We start from the raw sequence: 26,258 nt of genomic DNA on the forward strand, positions 1-26,258 counted from the left end.
TGGATATATTTAAATTTAAAAAAAATGTAAATTATTTATTTTAATGTAAATTAAAAGGATTGAAGCCTATGTTTAATGTCTCAATCCTTTTACTATATGGAATAATGAATTTTTTAGCTATTTAAAAAAGTTTACTGAAGCTGATATTGGACAATTTTTATTAAGTTCTAAAATTATATAAGAAAACCAAGGCTCTTTTCTTTTGCTAGTAGAAGAGCCAGGATTTAAATACATAGTTTTTCCTTTAGTAAAAATACAAGGTTTATGGCTATGACCATATATTATTATATCAAGCTTATCCTTCTTAAAAGTATCAACCACATTATCTATAGTTTGTTTTTTAGTACCATCCCCGTGACAAATACCAATTTTATAACCTTCTAAAGTTAATATGTGTTTCTCAGGAACTAAGCTTCTTAAATTGGATTTATCATTATTTCCATAAACACCTATAAATTTTGACTTTTCCTTAATCATGGATATTACTTCAGGGGAGGTATAATCTCCTGCATGAATTATTAAATCTACATCTTTTAACTTATCATCTAGTATATGTTTTAGCTTTGAATAATGTTTATTCATGTGAGTATCAGAGATAATTCCGATTTTCATTTTAAGTTTCACCTCCACTTAAAAAATATATATACAGTATTAGTATAAGCATAAAATTTTATTTGTGTAGTTTATATTTAAATAGTTAATTGAAACTTTACTTGAAAAAGTAACACAAAGTAAAAATACTGATAAAATTAAAATGTTACTTAAAAAGTTAATGTAATCAATAATTATTATTCATTAAACAGTAGAAAAAACTCTTGAATTCGGGTATACTATAATTAAGATAAATTTATTATAAACATTGCATTATTGTAATAAAGTATGGCTTAATTATATTTAGTTTATGTATATAGTTAAGCAGGAATAACATAATAATATTTACTTAATTTCAAAATGTCATAGGAGTGATAAAATGAAAGATAGTATAATGAATATTATTAAGGACAAGACTTTAACTTATGAAATGAAAGTTTTAAATTTAGCTAGGGAGTCAGAAAATAGTTTAGATGTATTAAATAAATCTGACAAAACAAAAATGTATGAAAATGCAGGTGTTATATGTGACCTTAATGAAGGTAACGCGCCCTATAGACCTAGATACATTGTACCTGACTATGAAAAGTTTATGAAAAATGGAAGTAAGTTTTTAAGCCTAACTCCTCCAGAGGATATATGGGATGCAGTAAATAATTTACTTATTCTATATAAGCATGTGCCATCAGTTACATCTTTCCCAGTATATGTAGGTAATATTGATATTCTTTTAGATCCATATATAGAAGATGAAAAAGAAGCATATAAAGCAATTAAATTTTTCTTAAAGCATATAGACAGAACCATAACTGATTCATTCTGTCATGCTAATATTGGACCTAAGGATACTAAAGCAGGAAGAATAATTCTAGAAGTAGAGAGAGAACTTCAAAATGCTACTCCTAATATAACCTTAAAATACTCAAAGGAAACTAGTGAAGAATTTGCAGTTGAAGCGATAAAAACAGCTCTTACTTGCGCTAAGCCAAGTTTTGCTAACCATGAAATGTTTAGCTCAGAACTAGGAGAAAAGTATGGAATAGTAAGTTGCTATAATGGACTTAACCTTGGCGGTGGAAGTTATACATTAGTGAGAATGTTACTTTCAAAACTAGCTAAGATGGCGTATAATGAAGAACACTTTTTAAACACTGTATTACCAGATGCTCTAGAAGCAATGCTTGATTATATGGATAAGAGAGTTAAATTCATAGTAGAAGAAAGTAATTTCTTTGAGTCAAGTTTCCTTGTAAGAGAAGGTTTATTATCAAGAGATAGATTTACTGCTATGTTTGGATTAGTTGGACTTGCAGAATGTGTAAATACACTTCTAGGAGCAACAGAGCAAAAGGATAGATTTGGATATGGTGAAAGAGCTAATAAGCTAGGTGAAACCATTATAAATAAAATGTATACTATGGTTAATGCCCATGAAAATAAATATTGTGAAGTTACAGATAATCATTACCTACTTCATTCTCAAGTTGGAATTGATTCTGATACTGAAACAAGTCCAGGATGTAGAATTCCAATAGGAGAAGAGCCATCATTACCAGAACACTTGATTCAAAGTGCAGTATTCCACAAATACTTCCCATCTGGAATTGGCGATATATTTAAATTTGATGAAATGGCTAAAAAGAATCCAAAGTCAATTTTAGATATAATCAAAGGTGCCTTTGCACTAAATATGAGATATTTCTCCCTATACTGTGATGATTGTGATGTTATAAGAATTACAGGATATCTTGTTAAGCGTTCTGATATAGAAGCTTTAGATAGGGGAGAGCAAGTACTTCAAGATACAGTAGCTCTTGGATATGGAGCAGTTAAAAACTCCAAGATCCTTGAAAGAAAATTAAGAAGTTCTGATAAATAGAATCCCTCCATTACAGTTGTTAGTCATAGGATAAAAAGGATTTTTATAATAAAGGCCGCTTCGATACAATTGTAGCAAAAGCTTATAGTATTGGGGCGGCTCTATGTTATCAGGAAATGAAAATATATGAGCACTGGGGGAAGAAGTATGAATAATAAGCAAGAAACTATAGGTTATGTTAATAAAATAATACCTTTTAGTAATGTAGATGGAGAAGGCAATAGAATGGCCATATTTCTTCAAGGATGTAATTATAATTGCCTTTATTGTCATAATCCAGAAACTATAAATAGATGTATTAATTGCGGTAAATGTGTGTATGCCTGTGAATATGGAGCTCTATCAATGGTAGACGGTAAGGTTCAGTATGATATTGATAAATGCGTTAACTGTGATGCTTGTGTTGCTACTTGTAGGAAGAATAGTAGTCCTAAGATAACAAAAATAACTGCCTCGGAACTAATGATAAAAATTGAAAAGGTAAAGCTATTTATTTCAGGAATAACGGTTTCAGGAGGAGAATGTACTCTTCAAAGGGATTTCATAAAGGAGCTATTTACAAAAGTAAAGAGTCTTGGTTTAACAACTTTTATAGACACTAATGGGTCTACTCCTATATATAAGGATAAAGAACTATTAGAAGTAACAGATAAAACTATGATAGATTTAAAAGCTTTTTATCCAGAAGAAAATAAGATGCTTACAGGTCACACTAATGAAACAGTAATAAAAAACATAAGAGAGCTTGGAAAGCTTGATAAGATATACGAAATTAGAACAGTAGTAGTACCAGAAGTTCTTAATAATAATCATACTGTTGACATGGGAAGTAAGCTATTAGCTGAAATTAATCCTAATATTCAATATAAGCTAATTAAATATAGACCTATGGGAGTAAGAAAGGAATTACTTGAGACTACAGTACCTACTAATGATTATATGAAGGAATTAGAATCTATAGCTAGAGCTAATGGATGCATAAATACCATAATAGTTTAAAAAATGTAAATTAAAAAACTAATCTATATAAAAGGGGAAAGCTACAATTCAACAATTTTGAATTGTAGCTTTTAAAGTATTTAATAATTTACTTTAGGGTCATATTTATATTTAGGAAAGTATTTCAGCGATATTAACAGCATGGTCACCCACTCTTTCAAGATTACTAATAAGATCTAAGAATATAGTACCTACAATTGCATCACATGAACCATTATTTAATCTTTTGATATGTGATATCTTTAAATCTTTTTCTAAAGTATCTATCTTTTCTTCTAAAGTCCTTACATCTAAAGCCTTTTTATCACTATAATCAGAGAAACATTCTATGCTATGCTCCAAAGCTTCTATGCAAATATTCACCATTACTTTAAGTTCTTCAATGGCATCTTTGGAAAACTTAACATTCTTAGAAAGCTTATCTTTAGCCAGGTCAGCAATATTTTCAGCATGATCTCCTATACGTTCTATATCATTAACTACATGGAAATATGAAGCTATAGTAGTTCTTTGCTCATCTCCAATATCAGAATTGGATAATTTAACTAGATATCTAGTTATATCTGTTTCTAATAGATTTATTAAAGCTTCATTCTTATATACTTTGTTAATTGAATCTTCATTATTATCAGTAAAGCCCTTTAAGGCTGTTTCTATATTTTCCTTAGCTAAAGTACCCATCCTAATAATCTCATTAGTAACTTGACCAAAGGCTATAGTTGGAGTTTCTAAGAGTCTGTCATCTATATACTTAACTCCATCAACTTCTTTTTCATCTTCTCCTGGAAGTATGAAATTAACTAAAGTTACTAAGTATTTTGTAAATGGTAATATTAATATAGTGTTAATTACGTTAAATATAGTGTGGGCATTAGCAATTTGTTTTGCCACAACTACTCCAGTTACACCAGGGGTAAGAGTTGTTACTGTAGTTAATAGTAATTTAGAAACTGGTGGAATTAAAAATATTACACTACCTATTACATTAAAGAATAAGTGAATTAATGCCGCTTTCTTAGCAGTCTTACTAGTTCCTAAACAGGATATTAGAGCAGTAACACAAGTACCGATATTAGTTCCATATAGCACTGGTATAGCTACATCAATTGGGAGACTTCCAACAGAAGCTAAAGCAACTAAAATTCCAGTAACTGCAGAGGAGCTTTGAATTATAGCAGTCATCCCTATTCCTAATAAAAGACTTAAGAATACATGTCCCTTTAGACTTAAAATAAGCTTTGTGAATACTGGTGACTCTCTAAGAGGAGACATAGCAGAAGACATTAAAGTAAGACCTAAAAATAGAACACCAAATCCTAAAATTATATGACCTAATTCTTTAAGATTTTTCTTTTTAGTAAATAATACTAGAAAAGCTCCAACAGCAATAAATAAAGGAACAATAGCATCAAAATCAAAGGTAATTAATTGAGCTGTTATAGTTGTTCCAATATTAGCACCCATGATTACATAGGCTGCCTGAGATAAATTCATAATCCCTGCATTAACAAATCCAACTACCATAACAGTTACAGCACTACTGCTTTGAATTATAGCAGTAACTATAGCACCGGTTGCTACACCCTTAAGGGGATTAGAGGTAATTTTATCAAAGATGCCCTTTAACTTTTCGCCAGCTAGGTTTTCAAGACCATCTCCCATGATCTTCATACCAAATAGGAATACTCCAAGACCTCCTAAAAGGTTAATAATTAAAAACAATGATTCCATAGTGTTAAACCTCCAATAAATAATATGTATTCAAATAATATTCATTCTAAAGACACAATTAAAGATACAATAATTTTAACTTAATAGTAACACAAAAACATTTTATTTAACAAAGAGTAGAAAGTTTTAACAATAGATAAAGAAAAATTAACATGAATTTAACAAAGGAAAAAGTTCCAAAAGCCCTCATTAACTTATTTTGTGTATTTTAGTGAAAAATAATGTATATAATATAGAAGGAATGTTTAAAGAAGCCTAGAATTATATAATATAAGAAAGGAAGTGGGCTTATGGAATTTAAAGAAATAATAAAAAGAGTTAAAAAGACTGAATATTTAGGATATTTTGATGTAATCGAACATAGAGAGTGCATTAAAAATCTAGTTATTTTTGAAAGTGAAGCTGATAACCTTGAAAAAGATATTCCTGAACCATGGTTTGTTAGGAAAAAGGAGTTTGATCGTGCAAAGGATGATTCACCAACCTTAATTAAAATAAATATATATAATAGAGTGGCAGATGCCATAAATGACATGGTTATGTATGATAATATAAATGAAAGTGATATAGAGCTGCTAAAGGAATATCCAGATATTACAAAACGAATTATAGAAAGAAAGTATGAAGATTTAGATAAAAGTATTAGTAAAATTAAAGAAGATAAAAAGGGTAAGTTAATTCCAATAATGAATAAAGCAAAAGCTTGCCTCGAAGAAATTGGAAGAAGACTTAATTAATCATATAAAAAATCTAAGGGATATTTTAGAAAAAAGAAAGCTGAGAATTCAATTCTTGGCTTTTTGTTTTCACAATTATATACTAGCCACTCGTTTACCATAATAAAAGATCATATATTCCAAAATTGTAATGTTAATGTAATATTTAATATCTACTTAACGTGTATAATGGAATGGTTGATGTTACTTAATATATGATTTTTTGAAAAATTATATATTAAATATAAAAATAAGGTAAATGGAGTATTAATATGAGGAAAAGTAGAAGACGTAGAAAATTTATTAAAAAGAGGATTATATTATTTATAATACCAATAGTGAGTATATGCATTATAATTATAGGAGTTTATTTTTTAAAGTGGTTAAATAATTGGTCTAAAAATAATGAACAAGCTATTAGCACTATGGCAAATAGTAATAGTATGAATTTAGCAAATCATAAAGACATGTTAGAAGTAAGTCGATTTACTGAAGAAAATCCTGAAAAAACAGCTATAAGTATGTGTCAAAAAATATGGAAAAGTTCTGATATTACCGTTATAATAAATAATAAAAATTTTATGGAAGGATGTTTATCATTATCACTAAGTAAAAAGTATAATGCACCAATCCTTTTAACTGAAAGAGAAGTGTTGAGTGATTTAGTAAAGAATGAGATTAGTAGATTACAATCAACTAAAATAATTTTAATTGGAGAAGAAAATTCAATTTCAAAGAATATAGAAGATGAACTTGTAGAAAAAGGATTGGAAGTAAATAGAGTTCAAGAAAAGGATAGTACTAATCTTAGCATCAGAATTGCTGAAGAATTTAAAGATAATAATACATATATTCTTTCAAAAGGTGATAATCTTAAAGAAGTAATGTTATTATCATACATTGGAATGATGAATGAAACACCAGTAATAATATCAGATAATTATTTATCAACATATAAATTTCTAAGAAATAAAAATAATTCAACTATATATTTTGCAGGAAATGAGGATACCTTTTATAGGACATTTTCTAATCTTAAGATGAAAAAAATAGATATAGCTAATTATTTTAAAAATGTGGATTTAAAGTTAATGAATAAGAATATAAGTTTATATCGCGATGGTGAAATTATGATGGCTTCAAGTAATAATACATCAGAATTTATATCAGCATGTTCAGCAAGTGGTGTTCTCAATATGCCTTTAATTGATGTTGGTTCAAAAATATTAAATAAAACTATGGAAGAATTTATGATTGAAAAGGGAAGTAATATAAAGCATATTATTGCTATAGGAAATGAAAGAACTGTTAGCAAGGATTTATTAAATATACCATCTTGGGGTAAATTTTATACTAATGCTAAAAGTCCTTTAGTGACTCCAACTTATGATAGAAGTAATCAAGCAGTTCATCCAGATGTTTTGTATGCCCCAAAGGGTTGGAATGGATATAAGTACGTGATGGGATTAACACCTTATCCTAATGGGAATGACGACTATGAAAATCCACAAATATTGGTTAGTAATAATGGAAGTAATTTTAATTATTTAAAAGGCTCTAAGAATCCTTTAGATATGCCTAAAGATGTTGCAAATGGAGGTCATTACTCTGATATAAATATTTGTTTAGTGGATGATACATTAGAAGTGTATTTTAGATATAATCCATCTAGTAGTGACAATAAAAATACAGATAATGGTACTAATATGGTTTATGTAATGAAAAGTAAGGATGGTGTAAGGTGGAGTGATAAAGAATTAGTTCTAGCCCCCGATACCTTTAACAAAAAATATGACTATGTGTCACCAATTATAATTTATGATAAAGGTGTATATAAAATATGGTTTTCTAACTATAGTAGTGATTTATATTATACGGAAACTAATGATTTTAAAAACTTTAAGGATATTCAGGTATGTAAATTTCAAGACAAGCTATCCACCTTCCATCTATGGCATCATGATTTAATAAAAACAGATTTAGGATATGAGATAGTCATTAACGGCTATAATAATAATGAAGCGGGAAATCAAGGACTGTATTATGCTGTATCAAAAGATGGAGTGAATTTTTTGCCAATGAAAAATCTATTCAATCCTTCACAAGGGGAAGATTCTTTTGATAACGGTACTCTATATAAATCAAGTTTAGTAAGATTGAAAAATAGATACTTGCTTTATTACTCCGCAAGAAGTAAATCAGGACAATGGAGAATTGGTTTAGCAGAAGAAAAAGATATTACAGAATTAAATTAAAGATAATATTTAAATTATAATTTATAAAAAGATTTAGAAATAAAATTCCAGTATGCTTAATGTACTGGAATTTTATTTCTGTAATATGTGGATATAAGTTGAAAAATGTGCAAGCTATAAGAAGTATGAAAAGTGAGTAAAAGGGTATTAATCTATAATCATAGAAGGGATTGTTGAAAATGCAACTTCACCCATGATAGAAGATATACCTTATACAATTTCAAACGTAGAAATAGTAGAAATTTTTAAAAATGATGGCACATTAGAAAAAGGAAAAAATATATGTGTTATAGAGACAGGAGGAATTTTCTCACCAGAAGTTTTATTAAATGAATACAAGAAGAAGTTTCCTAATGAAGCTATTTCATTAAAGGATATGAAACCAATCAAGCTTATAACAGATGGAGTTGTGCACCTATGGATATAAATGAACATGTAATAATATTGCTTTACAAACACCATCATTAGATGGTAAGCCATGTTATGTACCAGTAGGTGAATATCAAGGTAAATACAAGCTACAAGACTCTAAGTGGAAGTAACAAATACCAAAAGAATTTCAAGGTATATATAAAGATAAAATAAAATCTAAAGATGCGATTGTTAATATGTTAAGATAAATTATAGATGTATGGATAAGTTTAGGTTAATGCATATTTAGTGCACAAACCATGCCATTGAAGGATGCAAAAATTAATAGTAATATAGTATTTTGATAAATTTCATTATAAAAATTATTCTAACAAAATTTCCAACGAAAAATATAGAAAATAATAATATTACATGAGAATAAATAATAAAATAAATCTTCTGAAAGTCTATGAAACACTTGAAATTCACCACTTTACATTATATAATGAGATTGAACAAAATAAGAGTGACAGTTCGTAAGCCTCCTGTCTTTAAATAAAACTACGGCATTGAAATCTTTTAATTAGCTCATCATAAAAAGGTAGAGCTTTATTTATGTACAAGGATTACAAGGCTGTCATTTATATGACGGTCTTTATTTTTTCTATGAGATATATAAATATATTTAATCACCAATAAGTATAGGTGGGATTTTTTAGATAAAGAAAATGCTGAGTTAATGATAGGTGCGGAGCTAGTGAGGTGACATAGCTAGACTCATTATTTTATTAGTAGGTTTGTATAGGGTAAATAGGGCAATATATGAATCTAGTAAGGCTAAGAGCTTACACTACTAAAAAATGAGGAGGGTATTATATTTATGAATACTAGCAACAATACTAAAAAATTATTAAAGATGGCATTAATCATAGCTACTTATGTAGCGGTTACTGCTGTTATCGCACCCTTTGCCTTTGGGAATATTCAATTTAGATTATCAGAGGTAATGGTACTTTTGGCATTTATAGACCCACTATATATTCCAGCCTTAACTATAGGATGTGCAATTTCAAATTTTCTACTTAGCCCTATGGCAATAGTAGATATGATATTTGGAAGCTTAGCTAGTTTAATAGCTCTAGTTTTAATTTGGAAAACTAAGAAGATTTTAACTAAAAAAGAAGGCTATAATAAAACACTTGCACTATTTATAGCATCTTTATGGGCAACTATATCAAATGCTTTAATTATAGGGGCAGAACTTTACTACATGATAAATCTACCATTTTGGCTTTCTGTATTACAAGTTGCCATAGGAGAATTTGTAGTAGTTTCAATTATAGGAGTTTTAGTGTTTAAATTTATTATTAAAAATGAGAATTTAAGTTATATATTAAAGCTTAGCTAGGATAACCTATAATGGGATAAGTATCAAAATTTTGAGAAACATATATTATTATGATGATGAAAAAACCTAAGTATATCTATGCTTAGGTTTCTTTATATGAAGGGAAGTTTTTTATAAACGTAAGGATTTTGTAACCAAATATTAAATTTGTTGTATTAGAATGATTATGGAAGATAAATATTAGACAGAAGAGGAAGATAACATGAAGAAAAGAAGTTTTCGAATTATGACAATTATAGTAATAATATTAGTAGTGATAATAGCAGCAATAGGTATACATACCTTTATAGATAATAAAAAGGTTCAGATGAATGAAAAGCAAAGAGTACTATTAGGGAGAAAGCACTTGAAAGATTTAGAACAGGCTGATTTAAGTTTAATCCAAGATAAGATAGAGAAACATCATACTCCTGAAGTGGTTGTAGAGGATAAAGAAGTTGATTTTTATAAGTTCTATGAAAATACAGTATTTATGGGAGACTCTATTACAGAAGGGCTTATGGAGATGGAACTAGTAAATCAGTATAATGTAATAAGTAATAAAGGAGATACTGTAGTTAAAGGAAAAGAAAACATAGATAAAGTTGTATCTTTACAGCCTAAAAATGTAGTACTTTTATATGGAATGAATGATGTAATAGCATTCGATGGAAGTGGACCTGGAGGTCCAGATAAGTTTAAGGCTCATTACATAGAATTTATAAATGAGATTAAGACAAAATTACCTAATACTAATGTATACATACAAGCACCTCTACCAGTTATGGATAGGGCTATAGAAACTAATGGAAGGCTTACTAATACTAATTTAGATGAGTTTAGAAAATTAGCTTATGAAGTAAGTAAAGAAACAGCAGTTAATTATTTAAATATTGATGTATTGGTAAGGGATAAGGCTGAGTTCTATGAGCAAGATGGAGTACACTTTAAATATGATTTTTATTTAAAATGGTTATCTTATTTACACCAAGGGATTACATCAAATAATTAGGAGATAAATATGAAAAAGTATAAAAATTATTATTATATTTTGATAGCAGTAGTATTGATTGTATTTATAGCTTTATACCAAATTCTTAAAGTTAAGGATGCAGATATGGATAGCTTAAGAAATGATCTTTCACAGATTATAAACAGCGAGCACATGGATGTAGGGGATAGTTCAAAGCTAAGAAAGTTATATTATATAAGTAAAAATGAAGTAGAAGATTTTATTTTATACGCACCTAAGAGTAATATGGATGCTAATGAAGTCCTTGTATTGAAAGGGAAAAGTGAAGAGGCTATAGAGCAATTAAAGGCTAAAGTTGAGGGAAGAATAAAAAAACAATCCGATAGTTTTAATAGCTATAGACCCGAGGAATATGACATAATAAGTAATCGTGTATTAGATATAAAAGGAAAGTACTTAATATTGATCATTTCAAGAGATTCGGCGACCATAGAAGCAGCGATAAATAAAGCGTTTAAGTAGTAACTATATTTTAATTGGAGTGATTAATTTGGTTTTTAGTAGTTTGATATTTTTATTTATGTTTTTGCCAATTACTTTAATAATTTATTATATATGTCCTAGGAAATTTAAAAACCTAGTAATTCTTATAATGAGTTTGATTTTTTACGCTTGGGGGGAACCAATATATATCTTCTTAATGTTAGGCTCTATATTAATTGATTATATAGGTGGCCTTATGATAGAGTCAAATAAGGAAGATAGTGAAAAAAGAACAGCTATATTTATTACAGTAATTGTACTAAATTTAAGTTTTTTATTTTTCTTTAAGTATTATGGGTTTTTAATTGATAATATCAATGGAATTTTTGGTGTTAATCTTCAGATAAGAAATTTACCCTTACCACTGGGAATATCTTTTTATACATTCCAGCTTATATCCTATGTAGCAGATGTATATATGGGAAAGGTAGTTGCACAAAGAAATATTATAAATTTCGGGGCATATATTACTATGTTTCCGCAACTAGTTGCTGGACCAATTGTCCAATATAATGATATAGAAGACCAACTTAATAACAGAAGTGAGTCTATAGATAAAATTGGAGAAGGGGTAGAAAGATTTATTGCAGGTATGGGAAAAAAAGTTATTATTGCTAACAATATAGGCATGATTTGGACTTCTATTAAGGGGATTCCTATTGAAGAATTATCTATATTAACAGCTTGGATAGGTATAATTGCCTTCACACTACAAATATATTTTGATTTTAGTGGTTATTCTGATATGGCAATAGGTCTTGGAAAAATGTTTGGATTTGAATTTTTAGAGAACTTTAATCATCCCTATATGTCTAAGAGTATAAGTGAGTTTTGGAGAAGATGGCACATATCCCTAGGTTCATGGTTTAGGGATTATATATATATTCCTTTAGGAGGAAATAGAAGAGGGAAGGCTGTTCAATTTAGAAATTTACTTATAGTATGGTTTGCCACAGGACTATGGCATGGAGCTAGTTGGAATTTTGTAATTTGGGGCCTATATTTTGGAGTATTCATATTTCTTGAAAAATTATTTTTAGGAAAAATTCTTAATAAAGTCCCTGATGCTATTGCTCACATATATACTGTAGCTTTAGTAATTATAAGCTGGGTATTCTTTGATACATCAAAAGTTAAAGATGCACTAAATTACATAAAGATTATGTTTGGAATAGGAAAAAATATATTTATGGATAATATGGCTAAATATACCTTGAAAACAAATCTAATACTTATAGTGATAGCAATTATTTGCTCAACGCCTTTGATTAAAAATTTAATTGCTTATATAAAAAATAAGTATAAGTTAAAGGGCGTATATATAGTTATAGCTATTAATATGTTAGTTTTAATTTTATCTATAGTTTATTTAGTTAGTGAAAGTTATAATCCTTTCCTATATTTTAGATTTTAAAGAAAGCAGAGTGAGAGAAATGGATAAAAGTAACAAGGTGAATAGAAGGCTAATGGCAGTAGTATTTCTCTTATTTATAGCTATAATGTCTGTAAGTAATATGTTAAGAAGAGAAAAAGCATTTTCGGAAGCAGAAAATAGAAATCTAGCTAGTAGACCAGAGTTTTCTTTGGGAGCACTTCTTAGTGGTGATTATATTAAACATTATGAGAGTTATATATCAGACCAATTTCCAGGAAGAGGTTTATTTATAAATGTTAAGTCTAAGGTAGATAAACTAGTGGGTAAAAGTGAAAGTAATGATGTATTTATAGGAAAGAATAATCAACTTATTGAAGACTTTGAAGAGCGATCAAAGGAAGAAACTGACCATAAGGTTTTAGCTATTAATGAATTTGTAAAGAAACACGAAAATATAAATACAAGCTTTATGCTGATACCAACAGCTACAGAGATTCTAAAGGATAAGCTACCTAAATATGCACCAGTGGATAATCAGTTGAAATATATGAAGTATATAGAAGGAAAGTTAAGTTCTAATGTAAAATATATTAATCCTTATGATGCACTTATAAATAATAAGGATAAGTATCTATACTACAGGACAGACCATCACTGGACTAGCAAAGGTGCTTATCTTGCCTATGTGGAATTTTGTAAGAGTTTGGGGCTAGAGCCTAAAAAAGAGGGAGATTTTCAGGTTGAGTTAGTTGCTAATGATTTTTATGGAAGCTTAACTTCAAAAATAGGAGATAAGAGAGGAAAGCCGGATTGTATAAATGTATATATACCTAAAGAAAATGGGGAAATGGTGGTTAATTATATAACTGAGCAAAAGAGAACCGGCACACTATATAGCAGTGAGAATTTAGATAAAAAGGATAAGTATGAAGTGTTTACAGGAGGAAATCATCCACATATTAATATTAAATCTTTAGGAGATCCAAAGAAGAAGCTATTAGTAGTTAAAGATTCCTATGCCAATAGTTTTCTGCCTTTTTTAACTTCACACTATGGAGAGATAGATGTGGTAGATCTTAGGTATTACATGGATAATATGGAAGAGTTAATTGAGTCGAAGGATATAACAGATATGTTATTCTTATATAATGCAAATACCTTTAATTCTGATGATTCTATATTAAATCTTAATTAATAATAAATAGGAGCTTAGATATATTAATATCTAAGCTCCTTTATTTAATTAAGATTTTGAATACATTCTAAGTATATTATTCCAGTTTTTTGCTTCCTCTAATTATTCTTGTCATAAAAAAGGCAAGTGTACCAAATACAGCAATTAAAACTATAGGAGTAAATAAAGCACTTAAAGAACTTTCAGTTGCTGAACATATTGTCATATAAGCAAAATCAGATACTAAGATTAATTTTATAACTATAAGCATAGTTTTTAAATTAGTATATACAAAGTTTTGATTTTTTTCTGTGATTTCTACAGGCACACTCCATATATTGGGAAACAGTGTTAGGGTTGTAAGTCCTGTGTACAAAATTATTGAAATTATAGGCATTATAAGTAGCATACCTTTCCCACTCCAGTTGGTAACAATTCCTTTAGCATTATAATGAGAGGGGATAGTATCAGGAAGGGTGCTCCAAATGAATATTAGGTAGATTATTGAGCTTAGTAAGATTAATAGAGAGAGAGCTTCAAGGAACTTTTGAAATTTAGTAAAAGGGACTTTTTCTTTCATAGAATATCCTCCAAAAATATAAATAATTAATAGATATTAAGCTATAATATAATATTATAACAAATGCTAGATTATAACAAATACAAAATTTTTCACCAATAGTTGACATTCTAAAATCATGCACATATAATAATAGATAACAAGTGTTTTGAATAAATAATATAAATTTGAAAATACTAGTTAATAGATTAAAATAAAGACTGTGATGAGAAGAGTAAATATGAGAAGTAGTTAAAGCGAGTTGACGATGGTGGAAGGTCAATATGAAGCTCTTATTGAAGAACATCTCGGAGTTTCTAACCGAAATCTTATGAGAGTAGACTTAGACGGAATCTCACCGTTAAAAGGGAAGAGTATCAAGAGAGATCTTTGTACTTGTTGAGTTGATCAATATGATAATTTGGGTGGTACCGCGGAATGTATCCTTTCGTCCCTATTTTTTAGGGAAGGAAAGGTTTTTTTATTGTCTTAAAATAGAATCATATTACCTCAACAGGCAATAATCAAATTATAAAAGGAGGATTTTATTATGGAAACAATCTTAGTAAAAAGTCTTTACAGAGAAAGTGAAAAATACGCAGACCAAGATGTTTGTATTTCAGGATGGATTAGAACTTTAAGAAGTTCTAAAGCTTTTGGTTTTATAGAAGTTAATGATGGTAGCTTCTTTAAAAACCTTCAAGTTGTATTCGAGGATAGCCTTGATAACTTTAAAGATATAGAAAAGTTAAGTATTAGCTCATCTATAATAGTTGAAGGAAAGCTTGTATTAACTCCAGGAAGTAAGCAACCTTTTGAAATTAAAGCTACAAAAATAGTAGTAGAAGGTGAATCAAGTAATGATTATCCACTTCAAAAGAAGAGACATACCTTTGAATATTTAAGAACTATAGCTCACTTAAGACCTAGAAGTAATGCTTTTTCAGCAGTATTTAGAGTACGTTCTTTAGTTGCTTATGCAATTCATAGCTTCTTCAATGAAAGAGGATTTGTTTATACTCACACTCCAATAATTACGGGAAGTGACTGTGAAGGTGCAGGAGAAATGTTCAGAGTTACAACTATGAATCTTGAGAACATCCCAATGACTGAGGATAAGAAAATAGATTATAAGAATGACTTCTTTGGTAAGGAAACAAACCTTACAGTTAGTGGTCAGCTTGCAGCAGAAGCATATGCTCTTGCATTTAGAAATGTTTATACTTTTGGACCAACTTTCAGAGCTGAAAACTCTAACACTGCAAGACATGCGGCAGAATTCTGGATGGTAGAGCCAGAGATAGCTTTTGCAGACCTTAAGGATGACATGACATTGGCAGAAGATATGATAAAGTATATTATAAACTATATTCTTGAAAATGCTCCAGAAGAAATTGAATTCTTCAACAGTTTTGTAGATAAGGGATTACTTGAAAGATTAAACCACGTAGCAACTTCTGACTTTGGTCATGTAACTTATACAGAGGCTGTAGAATTATTAAAGAAAGCTGATAAAGAGTTCCAGTACCCAGTAGAATGGGGTTGTGACCTTCAAACAGAGCATGAGAGATATCTTACTGAGGAAGTATACAAAAAACCAGTATTCGTTACTGACTATCCAAAAGAAATCAAAGCTTTCTACATGAGAATGAATGATGACAACAAAACTGTAGCAGCTATGGACTTATTAGTTCCTGGTATAGGAGAAATCATCGGAGGAAGCCAAAGAGAAGAAAGATATGATATTCTTGTAGACAGAATCAACGAATTAGGATTAGACCCAGAGGACTACTGGTGGTACCTAGAATTAAGAAAATTTGGTGGCACAAAACACGCTGGATTTGGCCTAGGCTTCGAAAGAATGATAATGTACGTAACTGGAATGAGCAACATCAGAGACGTAATACCATTCCCAAGAACTACAGGAACTGCAGAGTTCTAAGACAAAAATTTAATAGAATAAATATGAGGGTAAAACGAAAGTTTTGCCCTCTTTTGAGCTTAAGCATATATCAACTTATTTAATAGCACGGTCTAATTTATAAAAAATTTAAAATTAGAGTCTTAACTATGCAAAATTATAACTATATTAATATTTTTATAGGAAACTAGCTTTATATTTAACAATAAAACTATTTAACTAGTTGTAGGTACCATGGGGGTTTCAAGGAATTTATTACATATTAAAAGAAGCTGAAGGCATGTTAAGTTAGAGCCAATTAAAAATTTAAAGGTCTCACCTAAGTTTTATGGAGAATAGATAAAAGTATTTAAATGAATATGTTTATGATAAAATGATAATGATTAATTTAGGACATGATATTATAAAATCTTTTAAAAATGGTAAGATAAATCATATAACATTATAGGTTTTATATAATATAAGGGGTGATTTTTTGAATTTAGATGGAGAAATAGTAGATACAATTATATGTATATCAAAAAAATATAAAAGTATAAACAAGGTGGTACTTTTTGGCTCAAGAGCTAGGGGTGATAATGAACTAAAAAGTGATATAGATTTGGCTGTATATGCTGACTGTGATATATTTGAGTTCATAGAAGAAATAGAAAATACCAGCCCAACTTTATTAGAGTTTGATTTTTCAAATATGAGAAGAATAGAAGATGAGCTATTTATAGAGCAAGTAGAAAAGGAAGGGGTAATCTTATATGAGAAGTATAGAGTTTAAATATATGAACTTGAAAAAGGCATATGGGAAATTAAAAGAGGTAAGTGATATTTATGATGGTAAAAATGAAATAATTAGAGATAGTCTTATTCAAAGGTTTGAATTTACCTATGAACTTACTCATAAGACTATGAAGGAGTTCATGAAATATCTTGGGGTTACTCTTGAAAATTCATTTCCAAGAACTATATTTAAGAAAGCCTACGTAAATAATTTAATATCCGATGATAAAGTTTGGATTAATTTATTAGAAGATAGAAATTCCACTTCTCATATTTATAATGAAAATTTAGCAAATGAAGTTGCAGATAGAATAATAGAGTATTATGTTAATGCAATAGGTGAATTAGTGGAGAATTTGGAAAAGCTATTATAAAAGACTAACGTTGAAAGAGAGTATTTCATGTATAAATGCTCTTTTTTTATGTGTAAAATTATATCTTAAATTTCTATTATAAAGCTTAATTACAATAATGGTATTTATTAAAAGCAAACCATATTATTATATAATTAGTAATTGTTTTGAATTTAAGATGAAAATGTCAGAATTGTAAGTTCTCATTCGTTATATCTTAGTAAGAGGACTCTTAAACAGCAAGGAGTGATTAGGTGGAGATTTCATCGGATGAAAATTTTAAAAATAATATGCTAGCACAGCTCTATGATGCATATGAAAATAAGATGTATGGTATTGCATACTCAATTTTAAATAATGTAGAACAAGCAGAGGATGCAGTTCAAGATGCATTTATAAAGCTAATTCCATATATACCAACTATTTATGTGGTAGAAAGTTTAAAAACTAAGAGATTGGTTGTATATACAATAAAAAACATATCCATTGATTTATATCGTAGAAATAGGAAAGAAACTCAGTTATTCACTAAAGAGGTAGATGAAAAAGTGACAAGTGAAAACCAAAAGGGGGTTCCTTCTGTAAAAACAGTAGAAGATAGACATATGATTACACAATTACTTTCTAAATTACCATCAAAATATTGTGAAATAATTCAGTACCGGTGCTTTTATGAACTCAGCTATAGAGAGATATCATCATTACTAAACATTAGTGAAGACGTTGCAGCAAAAAGATATGAACGTGCCAGAAAGATGGTAAAAGAAATGATAGGAGATGAATTGTATGGATAATAAAACAGATCTTGATAAATTGATGTATCTTTTAGGTCAAGAAAATGCTGTAGAAGAGTTAAAGCACATCATGGAGCCTCATGAATTTTCTCAAAAATATAAAAATCAAAAAGTGAACATCATTAAAAATCAAGATTTTATTCAAAGTGAAAATAATACAGACTCTATTCAGAGCACTAATAAAAAGGAGAGAAAAATTATGAAGAAAAAGATAATAGTACTTATTGCAGCTATTACAGCTACATTAGCAATATCTGCAACAGCTTATGGTGCAGTTAAACATTATTTAGTTACAACAAGTAAAAATGAAGGAACAGGAACACTTACTTGTGATATTCAAACAGAAGCTGCTCCTACTAAAGTACCTGCAATGAAGGTGACTCCTGGGTATATTCCAGAAGGATATATAGAGACTGAAAATGCTCTTGGAAAATATCATCCTAATGGTGACCATAGTGTAGGTGGAATAACTATTTGTCCACCTGTATATACAACTCATTTTGAGCAAATTTACGTAAGTGATGTAGAAGAAACAACCCTTGGCGGCGTAAAGGCACAAATTCTCACAAGAGAAGGACTGGAGTATAACCATATTATCAATATGTTCTATGAAGAGGGGGGATATGTCGTTACAATTTATGGTGCTGACAATACTTCTTTAGAAGAGCTAAAAAAAGTAGCAGAAAATATTAAATGTGAAGAGATTCCTGGAGAATTTGTAGAGGTTCCAGCCTTTTCAGATGAGTTAAAGGATATTGCAGATAATGATAAAGAAGAAGTAGAATATGTAGAACCTGGAATTACAACTGATCATGTATTTAATATTGGGGAAGAAATAAGTGATGAAGGGTTCCCTGATAAAAATCCAACTTTTACTGTAAATAATATTGAGGTATTAGATAAGTTACCTGAGTTAGATAAAAATAAGTTCTCTGACTATAATGAGTATCTTACATTTATAAATGAAGATGGAACACTAAAGGATTATGAAAGAGTTAATGAGGAAAAATGGGAAAATAATAAAATGAATACTATTACTGAAACAGTAGGAATGAAGTATGTTTATGTAACTCTAACCATTAAGAATCCTTTTGATAAAGAACTAAAAGATATAAATATTTATCCGAGAATTGGGTTTATGAAGAAAGCATCAGATGGTAATCTCCAATTTCTAAGTGATTATTGGGGTAATGGTAATAACCTTCAAATGGATAATGCACCAATATACTTTGATCAATCAGATTATGAAGGAAAAAGCTTTTTCTTCAGTGATTTTGCACCGAATGAAACAAAAGAAACTCATCTAGTTTACGCAGTAGATGAAGATAAAATTGACAATGCTTATATTAGGTTTGAGCAAAGTGGAACTACGTCTTTTGTTGGAAATTATATTAAAGTAACTAAATAAAAATTTAAAGGTCTATCTCAAAATTTTTTTGAGGTAGACCTTTTTTACATTAATAATATAATGGAGTCATTGATAGGATAAGTAGATTTAATTAGAATAGGAATAAATGTCTGAAAATTCAATCTTAAGTCTCTCACCTCTAGAGTCTATAACTTTATTATAAAAATAATTAACTTTACTATCTTTTTCAGAGATTATAGGTAAGTAAAAGATAAACTCTGAGCCTTTGTCTATAGTCTTATTTACCCATATTTCTCCACTATGAAGTTCAATTAAGGATTTAGTTAAGGGTAATCCGATTCCACTTCCTTCAGCCCTTCTTATGAATAAATTATCCACTTGTTTAAATCTTTCAAATATAATATCATAACTATTCTTTGGTATACCTACACCATCATCCTTTACAGAAATATATAGCCTATGCTCATCCCAGTTAGTTATTAGTGTAATCCATATGTTGCCATTAACTTCTGTGTATTTTATGGAGTTAGAAATTAAATTTAAAATTACTTTTTGAATTTTTTCAGGATCACAATCCAGAAATACTTCTTCTTCATTAGTATCAAATATTATATTTTTATTCATTTTCTTTACATATTCAGAAACTGAGTCTACCACATCTTCAAAATATGAAATAGCATTAACATTTTCTTTATATAGCTTTATATTGTTACTATCAACTTGGGTTACATCAATTAGGTTATCAACTAATCTAAGAAGTCTATATGAGTTTTGTTTTATCATATTAAGACGATTATAGTAAATACTATTATTATCATTTACACTATTATAACTATTAAGCTCTAACTGAATGCTTGCTAGTATTATATTTAAGGGAGTTTTAAATTCATGGGAGATATTTGCTAGAAAATCTGTTTTAAATTTCTCACATTCTACTTGTTCTTCTAAATAGGCAACTTTTTCTTCAAGTTTTGAAAAGCTAGTTACATCTTTACCAGTAATAAATATTTCCTGTGTTTCTTGTTGGTGATAATAATACCATTCAATTAATTTGAAGGAATTGTTTTTACATTTTACTTCACAGATTCCACCATAAAATTTTTTGTTACAGGTATGCAAAATATCTTTGAAATTTATACTATTACTTGTTGATTTTATTAGTGACTTAATAGGAATCTTTTTCAAATCATTAAAGTCCCAGCCCAGTATGAAAGGTATATTAGAACTTATTTTTTTAATATATCCTTTAGTATCTATAATCACATATAAATCAACTGCGATATTAAGAAATCTACTCAATTCATTTTCAAGTTTAATCTTTTTCTGCAACTGATATGTCAATTGGGTAGATAAATATATATTTTTTAGTAATAAGGCTAATCTCTTAGAAGTCCTTACAATATATTTAGCATTAGATTCTGTGTCAAATGACTCATTATAATATAAATTTAAAACACCTAGAAGTCTGGAGTTACTATAGACTATAGGTATAATAATTATATAATTATCTTTAAGAAAATACTTATAGCTTTGACAAAATCCATTATTACAATAAAAATTTTCACAGTTTTTTAAAGAAGTGGGTGAGTTTATTTTCGTAGAAATATTTATTAATTCATCTTTATAGAGATCACTTATAGAAAAGGTATCATTGACAGATATGTTTTCAGTAATGCCTAATGACATTTGCTTTATTAACATCTTTTTAAAATCATCATATATCCAAAGGCTTGTACCATTTATGTCTAGGGTTTCATATATATCCATAAGATATTCATGAACTTCTTCATAAGAAACTTGCTCACGCTTTTCTTCACTCTCAGTAATTAGATTACATAATGTTTTATAATTATTGTCTATAATAAAATTGTTGTAGTATAGTTCATCTGTATTAATAACCTGTCCAATAGCTAAAAAGGAGTAACAGCTATTGTCAGAATTTATAATAGGAATTTTGTGAGTTTGTAAAATAACTTCTCTACCTTTTATATATAAATACTCATTCATGATACTTTTTTTCTTTTTATTAATAACATTTAAATCATCTTTTATGACAAATTTAAAACTAGAGTAGTCGAAGATATCAAGACCGTTACTATGCAATAAATTATTTTTATCCTCGCCTAGAAGATTACATAATGCATTATTAACTGCTATATATTCTCCGTTTATATTTTTTATCCATATACAATCATCAAATTCATTTAAAATAGGGATTAATACATCTATAGTTTCTTGATTTAGGTGTGTTTTATTGAAAAGATTATTATACATAGCAATCACTCCTATTTAAGATTATATATTATGTTTCAATTATATAATGGAATAAAGAAAAATGAAACAAATATTACAAAAAAAGCCATAATACGGGATGAATGTTATAAATAATATAAAATAAATTAAGTAATTGCATAAATCAAATTCAAAATTTAATTTAATTAAATATTATTTGAATTATTCATATAAACTTATATATTCACATATTCTTTTGTGTTTCTCGAACATGTTTTTTAGCTCTTAAATAGCATATTAGTTCTATTTTGTCATCATAACTCCAAGATGAGAAATCATTTATTAGCATTGATAATACTGAATCTAAATCAGTGCATACTAAATTAGATGGAGTTTTATCATCTTCTAATAAATAGGTTATAGGTACATCTAAAGCATTACAAAGTATTTTTAAAGTAGATATAGAAGGATTACTTCTATTGTGTTCAATATCGCTTATAAACGATATTGATAAATTTGTTTTAGCAGATAATTCTTTTAGAGTTAATCCTTTAGACTTTCTAAGTTCTCTAAGTTTTTTTCTTGAATTCATATATATACCTCCAATAAAGTACGTTATTTACGTACTTTTATAATAAAATTATAGTTTAAGTATTAGTATAAGTAAACGAACAAAAAATATGTATACACAGTAAAAAAATCATAAAACTATTGATTTTTTACTTTATTAGCGTAAAATAGTGTTTGGGGTGATAGAGTGGAAATAGGAAAAAAAATCAAATTTATTAGAAAATCAATGGGCATAAATCAAAATAAATTGGCTCAATTATCTGGTATATCCAATACATACTTATCTGATATTGAAAATTTAAGAACAGTGCCATCTCTAAAAACTCTAAATAGTTTGGCTATTGCACTTGAGGTTAGCTTGAAAGATCTCTTAGATTAAAATTTGATATAAACAAATGATAAAAATAGACTATAGACTAAATAAAAGAACGGTAGGATAAATAATTTATATAAATGTAATAATAAGTATTAAATACAAAGTATTAACTTAATTGATACTAAAGATAATATCTATACTAAAATAAAGTTACTTACATAGCATAATTAACTAATGAAAATATTGCTACAACATATTTAGAAGGCAATCCAATATGAAATTATGATTGTCTATTTTTATTGATGCATAGTAATGGAATATACTAAAGCTTAAATTTTTAGTCAGAAGGTTTAGTAATATTGTATGAATATTTAATCTGTAGGTTAAAGTTATGACGGAGTAAAATCATTATTTGAAAAAATAGTTGAGAGGAAAATTATCATACTTTACCAGGGATGGGGAGGAGCGATAAAATTAGTTTTTATGAGGTTAGAAAAATTTAAAATAAAACTAATAGTATTACTTTTATTACTACTATTAGTTAGTATAATATTTATTAAAGAAAAAAGTCTGTGTAAGTTTATAAATATATTTTTAGTTATTACAGTATTTATCTTAGGTATAAAAAATAATGCATTATCTATAATAAATAAGGAGATAAAACTAATAAGTGAGAGAGACTTTTTAACAGATACATATAATAGAAGATTTATGCAATTGGAATTATTAAAAGCCTGTCACAATAGACAAGTTATTACGTTTTTAATGATAGATATAGATGATTTTAAACTATACAATGATAACTATGGGCATGTTCAAGGAGATAAGATTTTAAAAGTAGTATCAAAGGCTTTAAAAGATATATTTAGTGAAGATGTAGTCTGTAGGTATGGGGGAGAAGAATTCTCAATAATATCTAGGCTTAATGAGAAAGAAATTGTTGAAAAAATAAAAATATTTATGAAGCATCTTAGGGAACTTAACATTATTCATGAATATTCACAAGTTAGTGATAGGATAACTGTTAGTATAGGTATAGGAACTTCTAAAATAGTTAATGAAGGAGATATATATAATTTAGTAAAAAAAGCTGATGAAAAGTTATATTTATCTAAATCATTAGGAAAAAATACTTATACAATATAAATTTAGAATTTAAGAAATTTAGCTATGTCTAAATGACTAAAAAATCATGTAGAGATATCTATTTGTATTTAATGGAATTATATATTGTTTTTTAGGATTTGTAATAATATAGATTTAAAAGTCATATAGACAAATATCTATATGAGGGATATAATAGGGATATAAAATAGCTATAAATAAAAGATTAGGAGATAGAATTTTATGAAATATGATTATGCAGAATATGTTCAAATGTTTAAAGCATTGGCAGATGAGACTAGACTAAAAATTATTAATATGCTTACAGAATCAGAGGAATTGTGTGCATGTAAAATTCTTGAGAATTTTAATATTACTCAACCCACCTTATCTTATCATATGAAGATTTTAACAGATAGTGGATTGGTTCTTGGTAATAAGGACGGTTCTTGGATGAAATATACATTAAATTCAGAGCGGATTACTGAATTGAAAAGGTTTTTAAACTCTAAAAACTAAAAATCTAAGGGTATTTCTTTACATTATTAATCTACAGGAGGGCAAATCATGGAGAAAAAAATCAATTTATATGTATTAACTGGATTTTTAGGTTCAGGTAAAACTACAGTACTTTTAAGGCTATTAGATGTGTTAAAGAGCAATAAGGTTGGAGTTATACAAAATGAATTTGGTAAGCTAGGCATAGATGGTACCATACTTAAAAGAGATAATATTGAGATGGTAGAGATTAATAGGGGATCTATCTTCTGCTCATGTTTAAAAATATCCTTTGTTCAAGCTTTAGCTGAAATGAGTAATCAGGATTTAGAGTATGTCTTTGTAGAGAGTTCAGGCCTAGCAGATCCATCTAATATAGAAGAGATACTTGAAGGTGTAAAGATTTTATCACCTGAAGCAACCTATGATTTAAAGGGAGTGTTATGCTTAATTGATGGAATGAATTTTAGAGAGCAATTAGAAGATTTAGAAACAGTAAATCGTCAATTAAAGCATTGTCATATGGCTATCATAAATAAGGTAGATTTAATTGAAGATGAAGAACTAAAGAAGGTAATTAAAGAAGTCAGACATGTAAATCCTAAGTGTGATATAGATACTTGTTCCTTTGGAGAATTTAGTATGGACTTTTTATATAAGGATTTATTAGTAAATCAGTGGGCTGAAGGAGAAGATTCTACAAATACTGTGGAAAACAAGCCAAAAAGCTTAACTATGAATTTTAGTAGTGTTGTGAGTAAAAATAAAATAGAAGAATTCTTAAATTCTATAAAGAATGATAGCTATAGAATAAAGGGTTTCTTTAACTTAAATGATGGATGGCAACAAATAGATGTGGTAGGCAAAAATATAGATTATAAGCCATGTGAACCAAAGGAAGTTTCACAACTAGTGTTTATATCTAAAATCGGGCCCAATATAATAAAACCTATAATTAATAATTGGAATGAAATTGTAGGAGAAAAGATGGAACTTAAAAATTAAAGTTTTAAATTTTAGGAGGAGTTCATATGGAATTTAAGGTTTTAGGAGAAGGGTGTTCTAAATGCACTAAACTTTATGATAACACTTTGGAAGCTTTAAAGGAATTAGGGATAGAAGCTGATGTGGCTAAGGTCGAATCTTTAGTAGATATTATTTCATTAGGAGTTATGACTACTCCTACCTTAATGATAGATGGTAAACCAAAGGCTATGGGACAAGTTTTATCTACTAAACAAATAGTAGAGTTAATAAAAAAAACTATATAGTAAAAGTTTTATAATAAGTAACTAGATATTAAATTTAGTTACTTATTTTTAATTATACAAATATATTACTATACATAGTTAAGAATAAATGTAGCGCAGGGAGAAAATTAAATAAGTATATTGACGCTATATAGATGATGGTCTATATTATAAATATAGACAGTTATCTATATAAGGAGGTGTTGAAATGAATTATGAAGGAAATGCAAAAATTATAAAGGCGTTATCTGATCCAAATAGGTTAAAAATAGTAGATATATTATCCTGTGGGGAAAGATGTGCATGTGATATTCTAGAACATTTTGATTTTACACAACCAACTCTTTCACATCATATGAAGGTGTTGATAGATTGTGGTCTTGTTGAGAATAGAAAGGATGGTCTGTGGAGTCATTATTTTTTAAATAATACTAATTGTAATAAATTAATATTGTTTTTAACAAGTGTTACAACAGATACAGAGAAGTGTATTTGCAAAGAAAAGTGTAAATGTAAATAAATCCATGTTATATATAAAGACTTT

26 protein-coding genes and 1 other annotated feature are annotated in these 26,258 nt (G+C 28.2%); of the genes, 21 read left to right on the top strand and 5 right to left on the bottom strand.

The window, feature by feature from the left end; genetic code table 11:
- Nucleotides 1-117: 117 nt before the first annotated feature.
- The gene (locus B3630_RS14810; RefSeq protein ID WP_346869172.1) at nt 118-612 is read right to left on the bottom strand and encodes a metallophosphoesterase family protein; all 495 of its coding nucleotides are present in this window, start codon (nt 610-612) and stop codon (nt 118-120) included.
- Nucleotides 613-970: 358 nt separating this feature from the next.
- Between B3630_RS14810 and B3630_RS14815 the strand changes: the two genes are divergently transcribed.
- Together B3630_RS14815 and B3630_RS14820 are read left to right on the top strand one after the other, a co-directional pair.
- Nucleotides 971-2,470, top strand: coding sequence for a YjjI family glycine radical enzyme (locus B3630_RS14815; protein ID WP_346899494.1), 1,500 nt, complete (start codon nt 971-973; stop codon nt 2,468-2,470).
- Between the two features lie 147 nt (nt 2,471-2,617).
- Entirely contained in the window at nt 2,618-3,469 is an 852-nt protein-coding gene (locus B3630_RS14820) for a YjjW family glycine radical enzyme activase (RefSeq protein WP_346899496.1), read from the top strand.
- A 111-nt stretch (nt 3,470-3,580) separates the two neighbouring features.
- Here B3630_RS14820 and B3630_RS14825 read toward each other — a convergent pair whose 3' ends face one another.
- Complete coding sequence (locus tag B3630_RS14825; RefSeq protein WP_346899498.1) at nt 3,581-5,200, bottom strand: Na/Pi cotransporter family protein; 1,620 nt, start codon at nt 5,198-5,200, stop codon at nt 3,581-3,583.
- A gap of 290 nt (nt 5,201-5,490) precedes the next feature.
- Here B3630_RS14825 and B3630_RS14830 point away from each other — a divergent pair, with 290 nt between their 5' ends.
- The 8 genes from B3630_RS14830 (at nt 5,491) to B3630_RS14865 (ending at nt 13,995) form a co-directional block, all read left to right on the top strand.
- Nucleotides 5,491-5,937 (top strand): hypothetical protein, encoded by a 447-nt coding sequence (locus B3630_RS14830; RefSeq protein WP_346899500.1) that lies wholly within the window; start codon nt 5,491-5,493, stop codon nt 5,935-5,937.
- 251 nt (nt 5,938-6,188) lie between these two features.
- Nucleotides 6,189-8,171: a cell wall-binding repeat-containing protein gene (locus B3630_RS14835; protein WP_346899502.1), complete on the top strand. Its 1,983-nt coding sequence runs from the start codon at nt 6,189-6,191 to the stop codon at nt 8,169-8,171.
- A gap of 193 nt (nt 8,172-8,364) precedes the next feature.
- A complete protein-coding gene (locus B3630_RS14840; protein ID WP_346899504.1) occupies nt 8,365-8,598 on the top strand; it encodes a hypothetical protein in 234 nt (77 codons plus the stop codon).
- Nucleotides 8,599-9,402: 804 nt separating this feature from the next.
- Nucleotides 9,403-9,930, top strand: a complete 528-nt coding sequence (locus B3630_RS14845) for a QueT transporter family protein (RefSeq protein WP_346899506.1) — start codon at nt 9,403-9,405, stop codon at nt 9,928-9,930.
- Nucleotides 9,931-10,132: 202 nt separating this feature from the next.
- Nucleotides 10,133-10,921, top strand: a complete 789-nt coding sequence (locus B3630_RS14850; RefSeq protein ID WP_346899508.1) for a GDSL-type esterase/lipase family protein — start codon at nt 10,133-10,135, stop codon at nt 10,919-10,921.
- 9 nt (nt 10,922-10,930) lie between these two features.
- Complete coding sequence (locus B3630_RS14855; protein ID WP_346899510.1) at nt 10,931-11,404, top strand: DUF4358 domain-containing protein; 474 nt, start codon at nt 10,931-10,933, stop codon at nt 11,402-11,404.
- A gap of 28 nt (nt 11,405-11,432) precedes the next feature.
- On the top strand, nt 11,433-12,839 hold the full coding sequence (locus B3630_RS14860; protein ID WP_346899512.1) for an MBOAT family O-acyltransferase: 1,407 nt from the start codon (nt 11,433-11,435) through the stop codon (nt 12,837-12,839).
- Nucleotides 12,840-12,858: 19 nt separating this feature from the next.
- Nucleotides 12,859-13,995, top strand: a complete 1,137-nt coding sequence (locus B3630_RS14865) for a DHHW family protein (RefSeq protein WP_346899514.1) — start codon at nt 12,859-12,861, stop codon at nt 13,993-13,995.
- Between the two features lie 76 nt (nt 13,996-14,071).
- Here the strand turns inward: B3630_RS14865 and B3630_RS14870 are convergent, their stop codons facing one another.
- On the bottom strand, nt 14,072-14,554 hold the full coding sequence (locus B3630_RS14870; RefSeq protein ID WP_346899516.1) for a DUF1648 domain-containing protein: 483 nt from the start codon (nt 14,552-14,554) through the stop codon (nt 14,072-14,074).
- Nucleotides 14,555-14,747: 193 nt separating this feature from the next.
- Nucleotides 14,748-14,992, top strand: a binding site (T-box leader).
- 91 nt (nt 14,993-15,083) lie between these two features.
- Between B3630_RS14870 and asnS the strand changes: the two genes are divergently transcribed.
- The 5 genes from asnS (at nt 15,084) to B3630_RS14895 (ending at nt 19,783) form a co-directional block, all read left to right on the top strand.
- Nucleotides 15,084-16,475 carry an asparagine--tRNA ligase gene (asnS, locus tag B3630_RS14875; RefSeq protein WP_414633018.1) on the top strand — a complete coding sequence of 464 codons (1,392 nt, stop codon included), beginning with the start codon at nt 15,084-15,086 and terminating at the stop codon, nt 16,473-16,475.
- Nucleotides 16,476-16,929: 454 nt separating this feature from the next.
- Nucleotides 16,930-17,226, top strand: a complete 297-nt coding sequence (locus B3630_RS14880; protein ID WP_346899518.1) for a nucleotidyltransferase domain-containing protein — start codon at nt 16,930-16,932, stop codon at nt 17,224-17,226.
- Nucleotides 17,207-17,602: a nucleotidyltransferase substrate binding protein gene (locus tag B3630_RS14885; RefSeq protein ID WP_346899520.1), complete on the top strand. Its 396-nt coding sequence runs from the start codon at nt 17,207-17,209 to the stop codon at nt 17,600-17,602. The genes B3630_RS14880 and B3630_RS14885 overlap by 20 nt, the downstream gene beginning before the upstream one ends.
- 233 nt (nt 17,603-17,835) lie before the next feature.
- Nucleotides 17,836-18,375 (top strand): RNA polymerase sigma factor, encoded by a 540-nt coding sequence (locus tag B3630_RS14890; RefSeq protein WP_346899522.1) that lies wholly within the window; start codon nt 17,836-17,838, stop codon nt 18,373-18,375.
- Nucleotides 18,368-19,783, top strand: coding sequence for a hypothetical protein (locus tag B3630_RS14895; protein WP_346899524.1), 1,416 nt, complete (start codon nt 18,368-18,370; stop codon nt 19,781-19,783). Before B3630_RS14890 ends, B3630_RS14895 begins: the two co-directional genes overlap by 8 nt.
- A gap of 87 nt (nt 19,784-19,870) precedes the next feature.
- Here B3630_RS14895 and B3630_RS14900 read toward each other — a convergent pair whose 3' ends face one another.
- Both B3630_RS14900 and B3630_RS14905 read right to left on the bottom strand, forming a co-directional pair.
- Complete coding sequence (locus B3630_RS14900; RefSeq protein WP_346899526.1) at nt 19,871-22,018, bottom strand: PAS domain-containing sensor histidine kinase; 2,148 nt, start codon at nt 22,016-22,018, stop codon at nt 19,871-19,873.
- A gap of 202 nt (nt 22,019-22,220) precedes the next feature.
- Nucleotides 22,221-22,568 (bottom strand): helix-turn-helix transcriptional regulator, encoded by a 348-nt coding sequence (locus B3630_RS14905; RefSeq protein ID WP_346870730.1) that lies wholly within the window; start codon nt 22,566-22,568, stop codon nt 22,221-22,223.
- Between the two features lie 165 nt (nt 22,569-22,733).
- Between B3630_RS14905 and B3630_RS14910 the strand changes: the two genes are divergently transcribed.
- The 6 genes from B3630_RS14910 to B3630_RS14935 all read left to right on the top strand — a co-directional run bounded on the left by B3630_RS14910 (nt 22,734) and on the right by B3630_RS14935 (nt 26,234).
- Complete coding sequence (locus tag B3630_RS14910; RefSeq protein ID WP_346848531.1) at nt 22,734-22,925, top strand: helix-turn-helix transcriptional regulator; 192 nt, start codon at nt 22,734-22,736, stop codon at nt 22,923-22,925.
- Between the two features lie 420 nt (nt 22,926-23,345).
- Nucleotides 23,346-24,008: a GGDEF domain-containing protein gene (locus B3630_RS14915; RefSeq protein ID WP_346899528.1), complete on the top strand. Its 663-nt coding sequence runs from the start codon at nt 23,346-23,348 to the stop codon at nt 24,006-24,008.
- Nucleotides 24,009-24,209: 201 nt separating this feature from the next.
- Nucleotides 24,210-24,485: a metalloregulator ArsR/SmtB family transcription factor gene (locus B3630_RS14920; protein ID WP_346870732.1), complete on the top strand. Its 276-nt coding sequence runs from the start codon at nt 24,210-24,212 to the stop codon at nt 24,483-24,485.
- A gap of 48 nt (nt 24,486-24,533) precedes the next feature.
- The gene (locus B3630_RS14925; protein WP_346899530.1) at nt 24,534-25,469 is read left to right on the top strand and encodes a GTP-binding protein; all 936 of its coding nucleotides are present in this window, start codon (nt 24,534-24,536) and stop codon (nt 25,467-25,469) included.
- Nucleotides 25,470-25,495: 26 nt separating this feature from the next.
- Complete coding sequence (locus B3630_RS14930; RefSeq protein WP_346899532.1) at nt 25,496-25,735, top strand: thioredoxin family protein; 240 nt, start codon at nt 25,496-25,498, stop codon at nt 25,733-25,735.
- A gap of 187 nt (nt 25,736-25,922) precedes the next feature.
- A complete protein-coding gene (locus tag B3630_RS14935) occupies nt 25,923-26,234 on the top strand; it encodes a metalloregulator ArsR/SmtB family transcription factor (protein WP_346899534.1) in 312 nt (103 codons plus the stop codon).
- Nucleotides 26,235-26,258: the final 24 nt, after the last annotated feature.

The organism is Clostridium sp. UBA7503 (genome assembly GCF_002477055.1).
Lineage (GTDB): Bacteria > Bacillota > Clostridia > Clostridiales > Clostridiaceae > Clostridium_J > Clostridium_J sulfidigenes.

What these genes read in the sequence shown, in the direction of transcription:
- B3630_RS14895 (WP_346899524.1), top strand. Translation starts at nt 18,368, where the DNA reads ATGGATAATAAAACAGATCTTGATAAATTGATGTATCTTTTAGGTCAA.
- B3630_RS14825 (WP_346899498.1), bottom strand. Translation starts at nt 5,200, where the DNA reads ATGGAATCATTGTTTTTAATTATTAACCTTTTAGGAGGTCTTGGAGTA.
- B3630_RS14905 (WP_346870730.1), bottom strand. Translation starts at nt 22,568, where the DNA reads ATGAATTCAAGAAAAAAACTTAGAGAACTTAGAAAGTCTAAAGGATTA.
- B3630_RS14840 (WP_346899504.1), top strand. Translation starts at nt 8,365, where the DNA reads ATGATAGAAGATATACCTTATACAATTTCAAACGTAGAAATAGTAGAA.
- B3630_RS14850 (WP_346899508.1), top strand. Translation starts at nt 10,133, where the DNA reads ATGAAGAAAAGAAGTTTTCGAATTATGACAATTATAGTAATAATATTA.
- asnS (WP_414633018.1), top strand. Translation starts at nt 15,084, where the DNA reads ATGGAAACAATCTTAGTAAAAAGTCTTTACAGAGAAAGTGAAAAATAC.
- B3630_RS14920 (WP_346870732.1), top strand. Translation starts at nt 24,210, where the DNA reads ATGAAATATGATTATGCAGAATATGTTCAAATGTTTAAAGCATTGGCA.
- B3630_RS14810 (WP_346869172.1), bottom strand. Translation starts at nt 612, where the DNA reads ATGAAAATCGGAATTATCTCTGATACTCACATGAATAAACATTATTCA.
- B3630_RS14855 (WP_346899510.1), top strand. Translation starts at nt 10,931, where the DNA reads ATGAAAAAGTATAAAAATTATTATTATATTTTGATAGCAGTAGTATTG.
- B3630_RS14915 (WP_346899528.1), top strand. Translation starts at nt 23,346, where the DNA reads ATGAGGTTAGAAAAATTTAAAATAAAACTAATAGTATTACTTTTATTA.
- B3630_RS14925 (WP_346899530.1), top strand. Translation starts at nt 24,534, where the DNA reads ATGGAGAAAAAAATCAATTTATATGTATTAACTGGATTTTTAGGTTCA.
- B3630_RS14830 (WP_346899500.1), top strand. Translation starts at nt 5,491, where the DNA reads ATGGAATTTAAAGAAATAATAAAAAGAGTTAAAAAGACTGAATATTTA.
- B3630_RS14930 (WP_346899532.1), top strand. Translation starts at nt 25,496, where the DNA reads ATGGAATTTAAGGTTTTAGGAGAAGGGTGTTCTAAATGCACTAAACTT.
- B3630_RS14845 (WP_346899506.1), top strand. Translation starts at nt 9,403, where the DNA reads ATGAATACTAGCAACAATACTAAAAAATTATTAAAGATGGCATTAATC.
- B3630_RS14870 (WP_346899516.1), bottom strand. Translation starts at nt 14,554, where the DNA reads ATGAAAGAAAAAGTCCCTTTTACTAAATTTCAAAAGTTCCTTGAAGCT.
- B3630_RS14935 (WP_346899534.1), top strand. Translation starts at nt 25,923, where the DNA reads ATGAATTATGAAGGAAATGCAAAAATTATAAAGGCGTTATCTGATCCA.
- B3630_RS14900 (WP_346899526.1), bottom strand. Translation starts at nt 22,018, where the DNA reads ATGTATAATAATCTTTTCAATAAAACACACCTAAATCAAGAAACTATA.
- B3630_RS14885 (WP_346899520.1), top strand. Translation starts at nt 17,207, where the DNA reads ATGAGAAGTATAGAGTTTAAATATATGAACTTGAAAAAGGCATATGGG.
- B3630_RS14865 (WP_346899514.1), top strand. Translation starts at nt 12,859, where the DNA reads ATGGATAAAAGTAACAAGGTGAATAGAAGGCTAATGGCAGTAGTATTT.
- B3630_RS14835 (WP_346899502.1), top strand. Translation starts at nt 6,189, where the DNA reads ATGAGGAAAAGTAGAAGACGTAGAAAATTTATTAAAAAGAGGATTATA.
- B3630_RS14815 (WP_346899494.1), top strand. Translation starts at nt 971, where the DNA reads ATGAAAGATAGTATAATGAATATTATTAAGGACAAGACTTTAACTTAT.
- B3630_RS14820 (WP_346899496.1), top strand. Translation starts at nt 2,618, where the DNA reads ATGAATAATAAGCAAGAAACTATAGGTTATGTTAATAAAATAATACCT.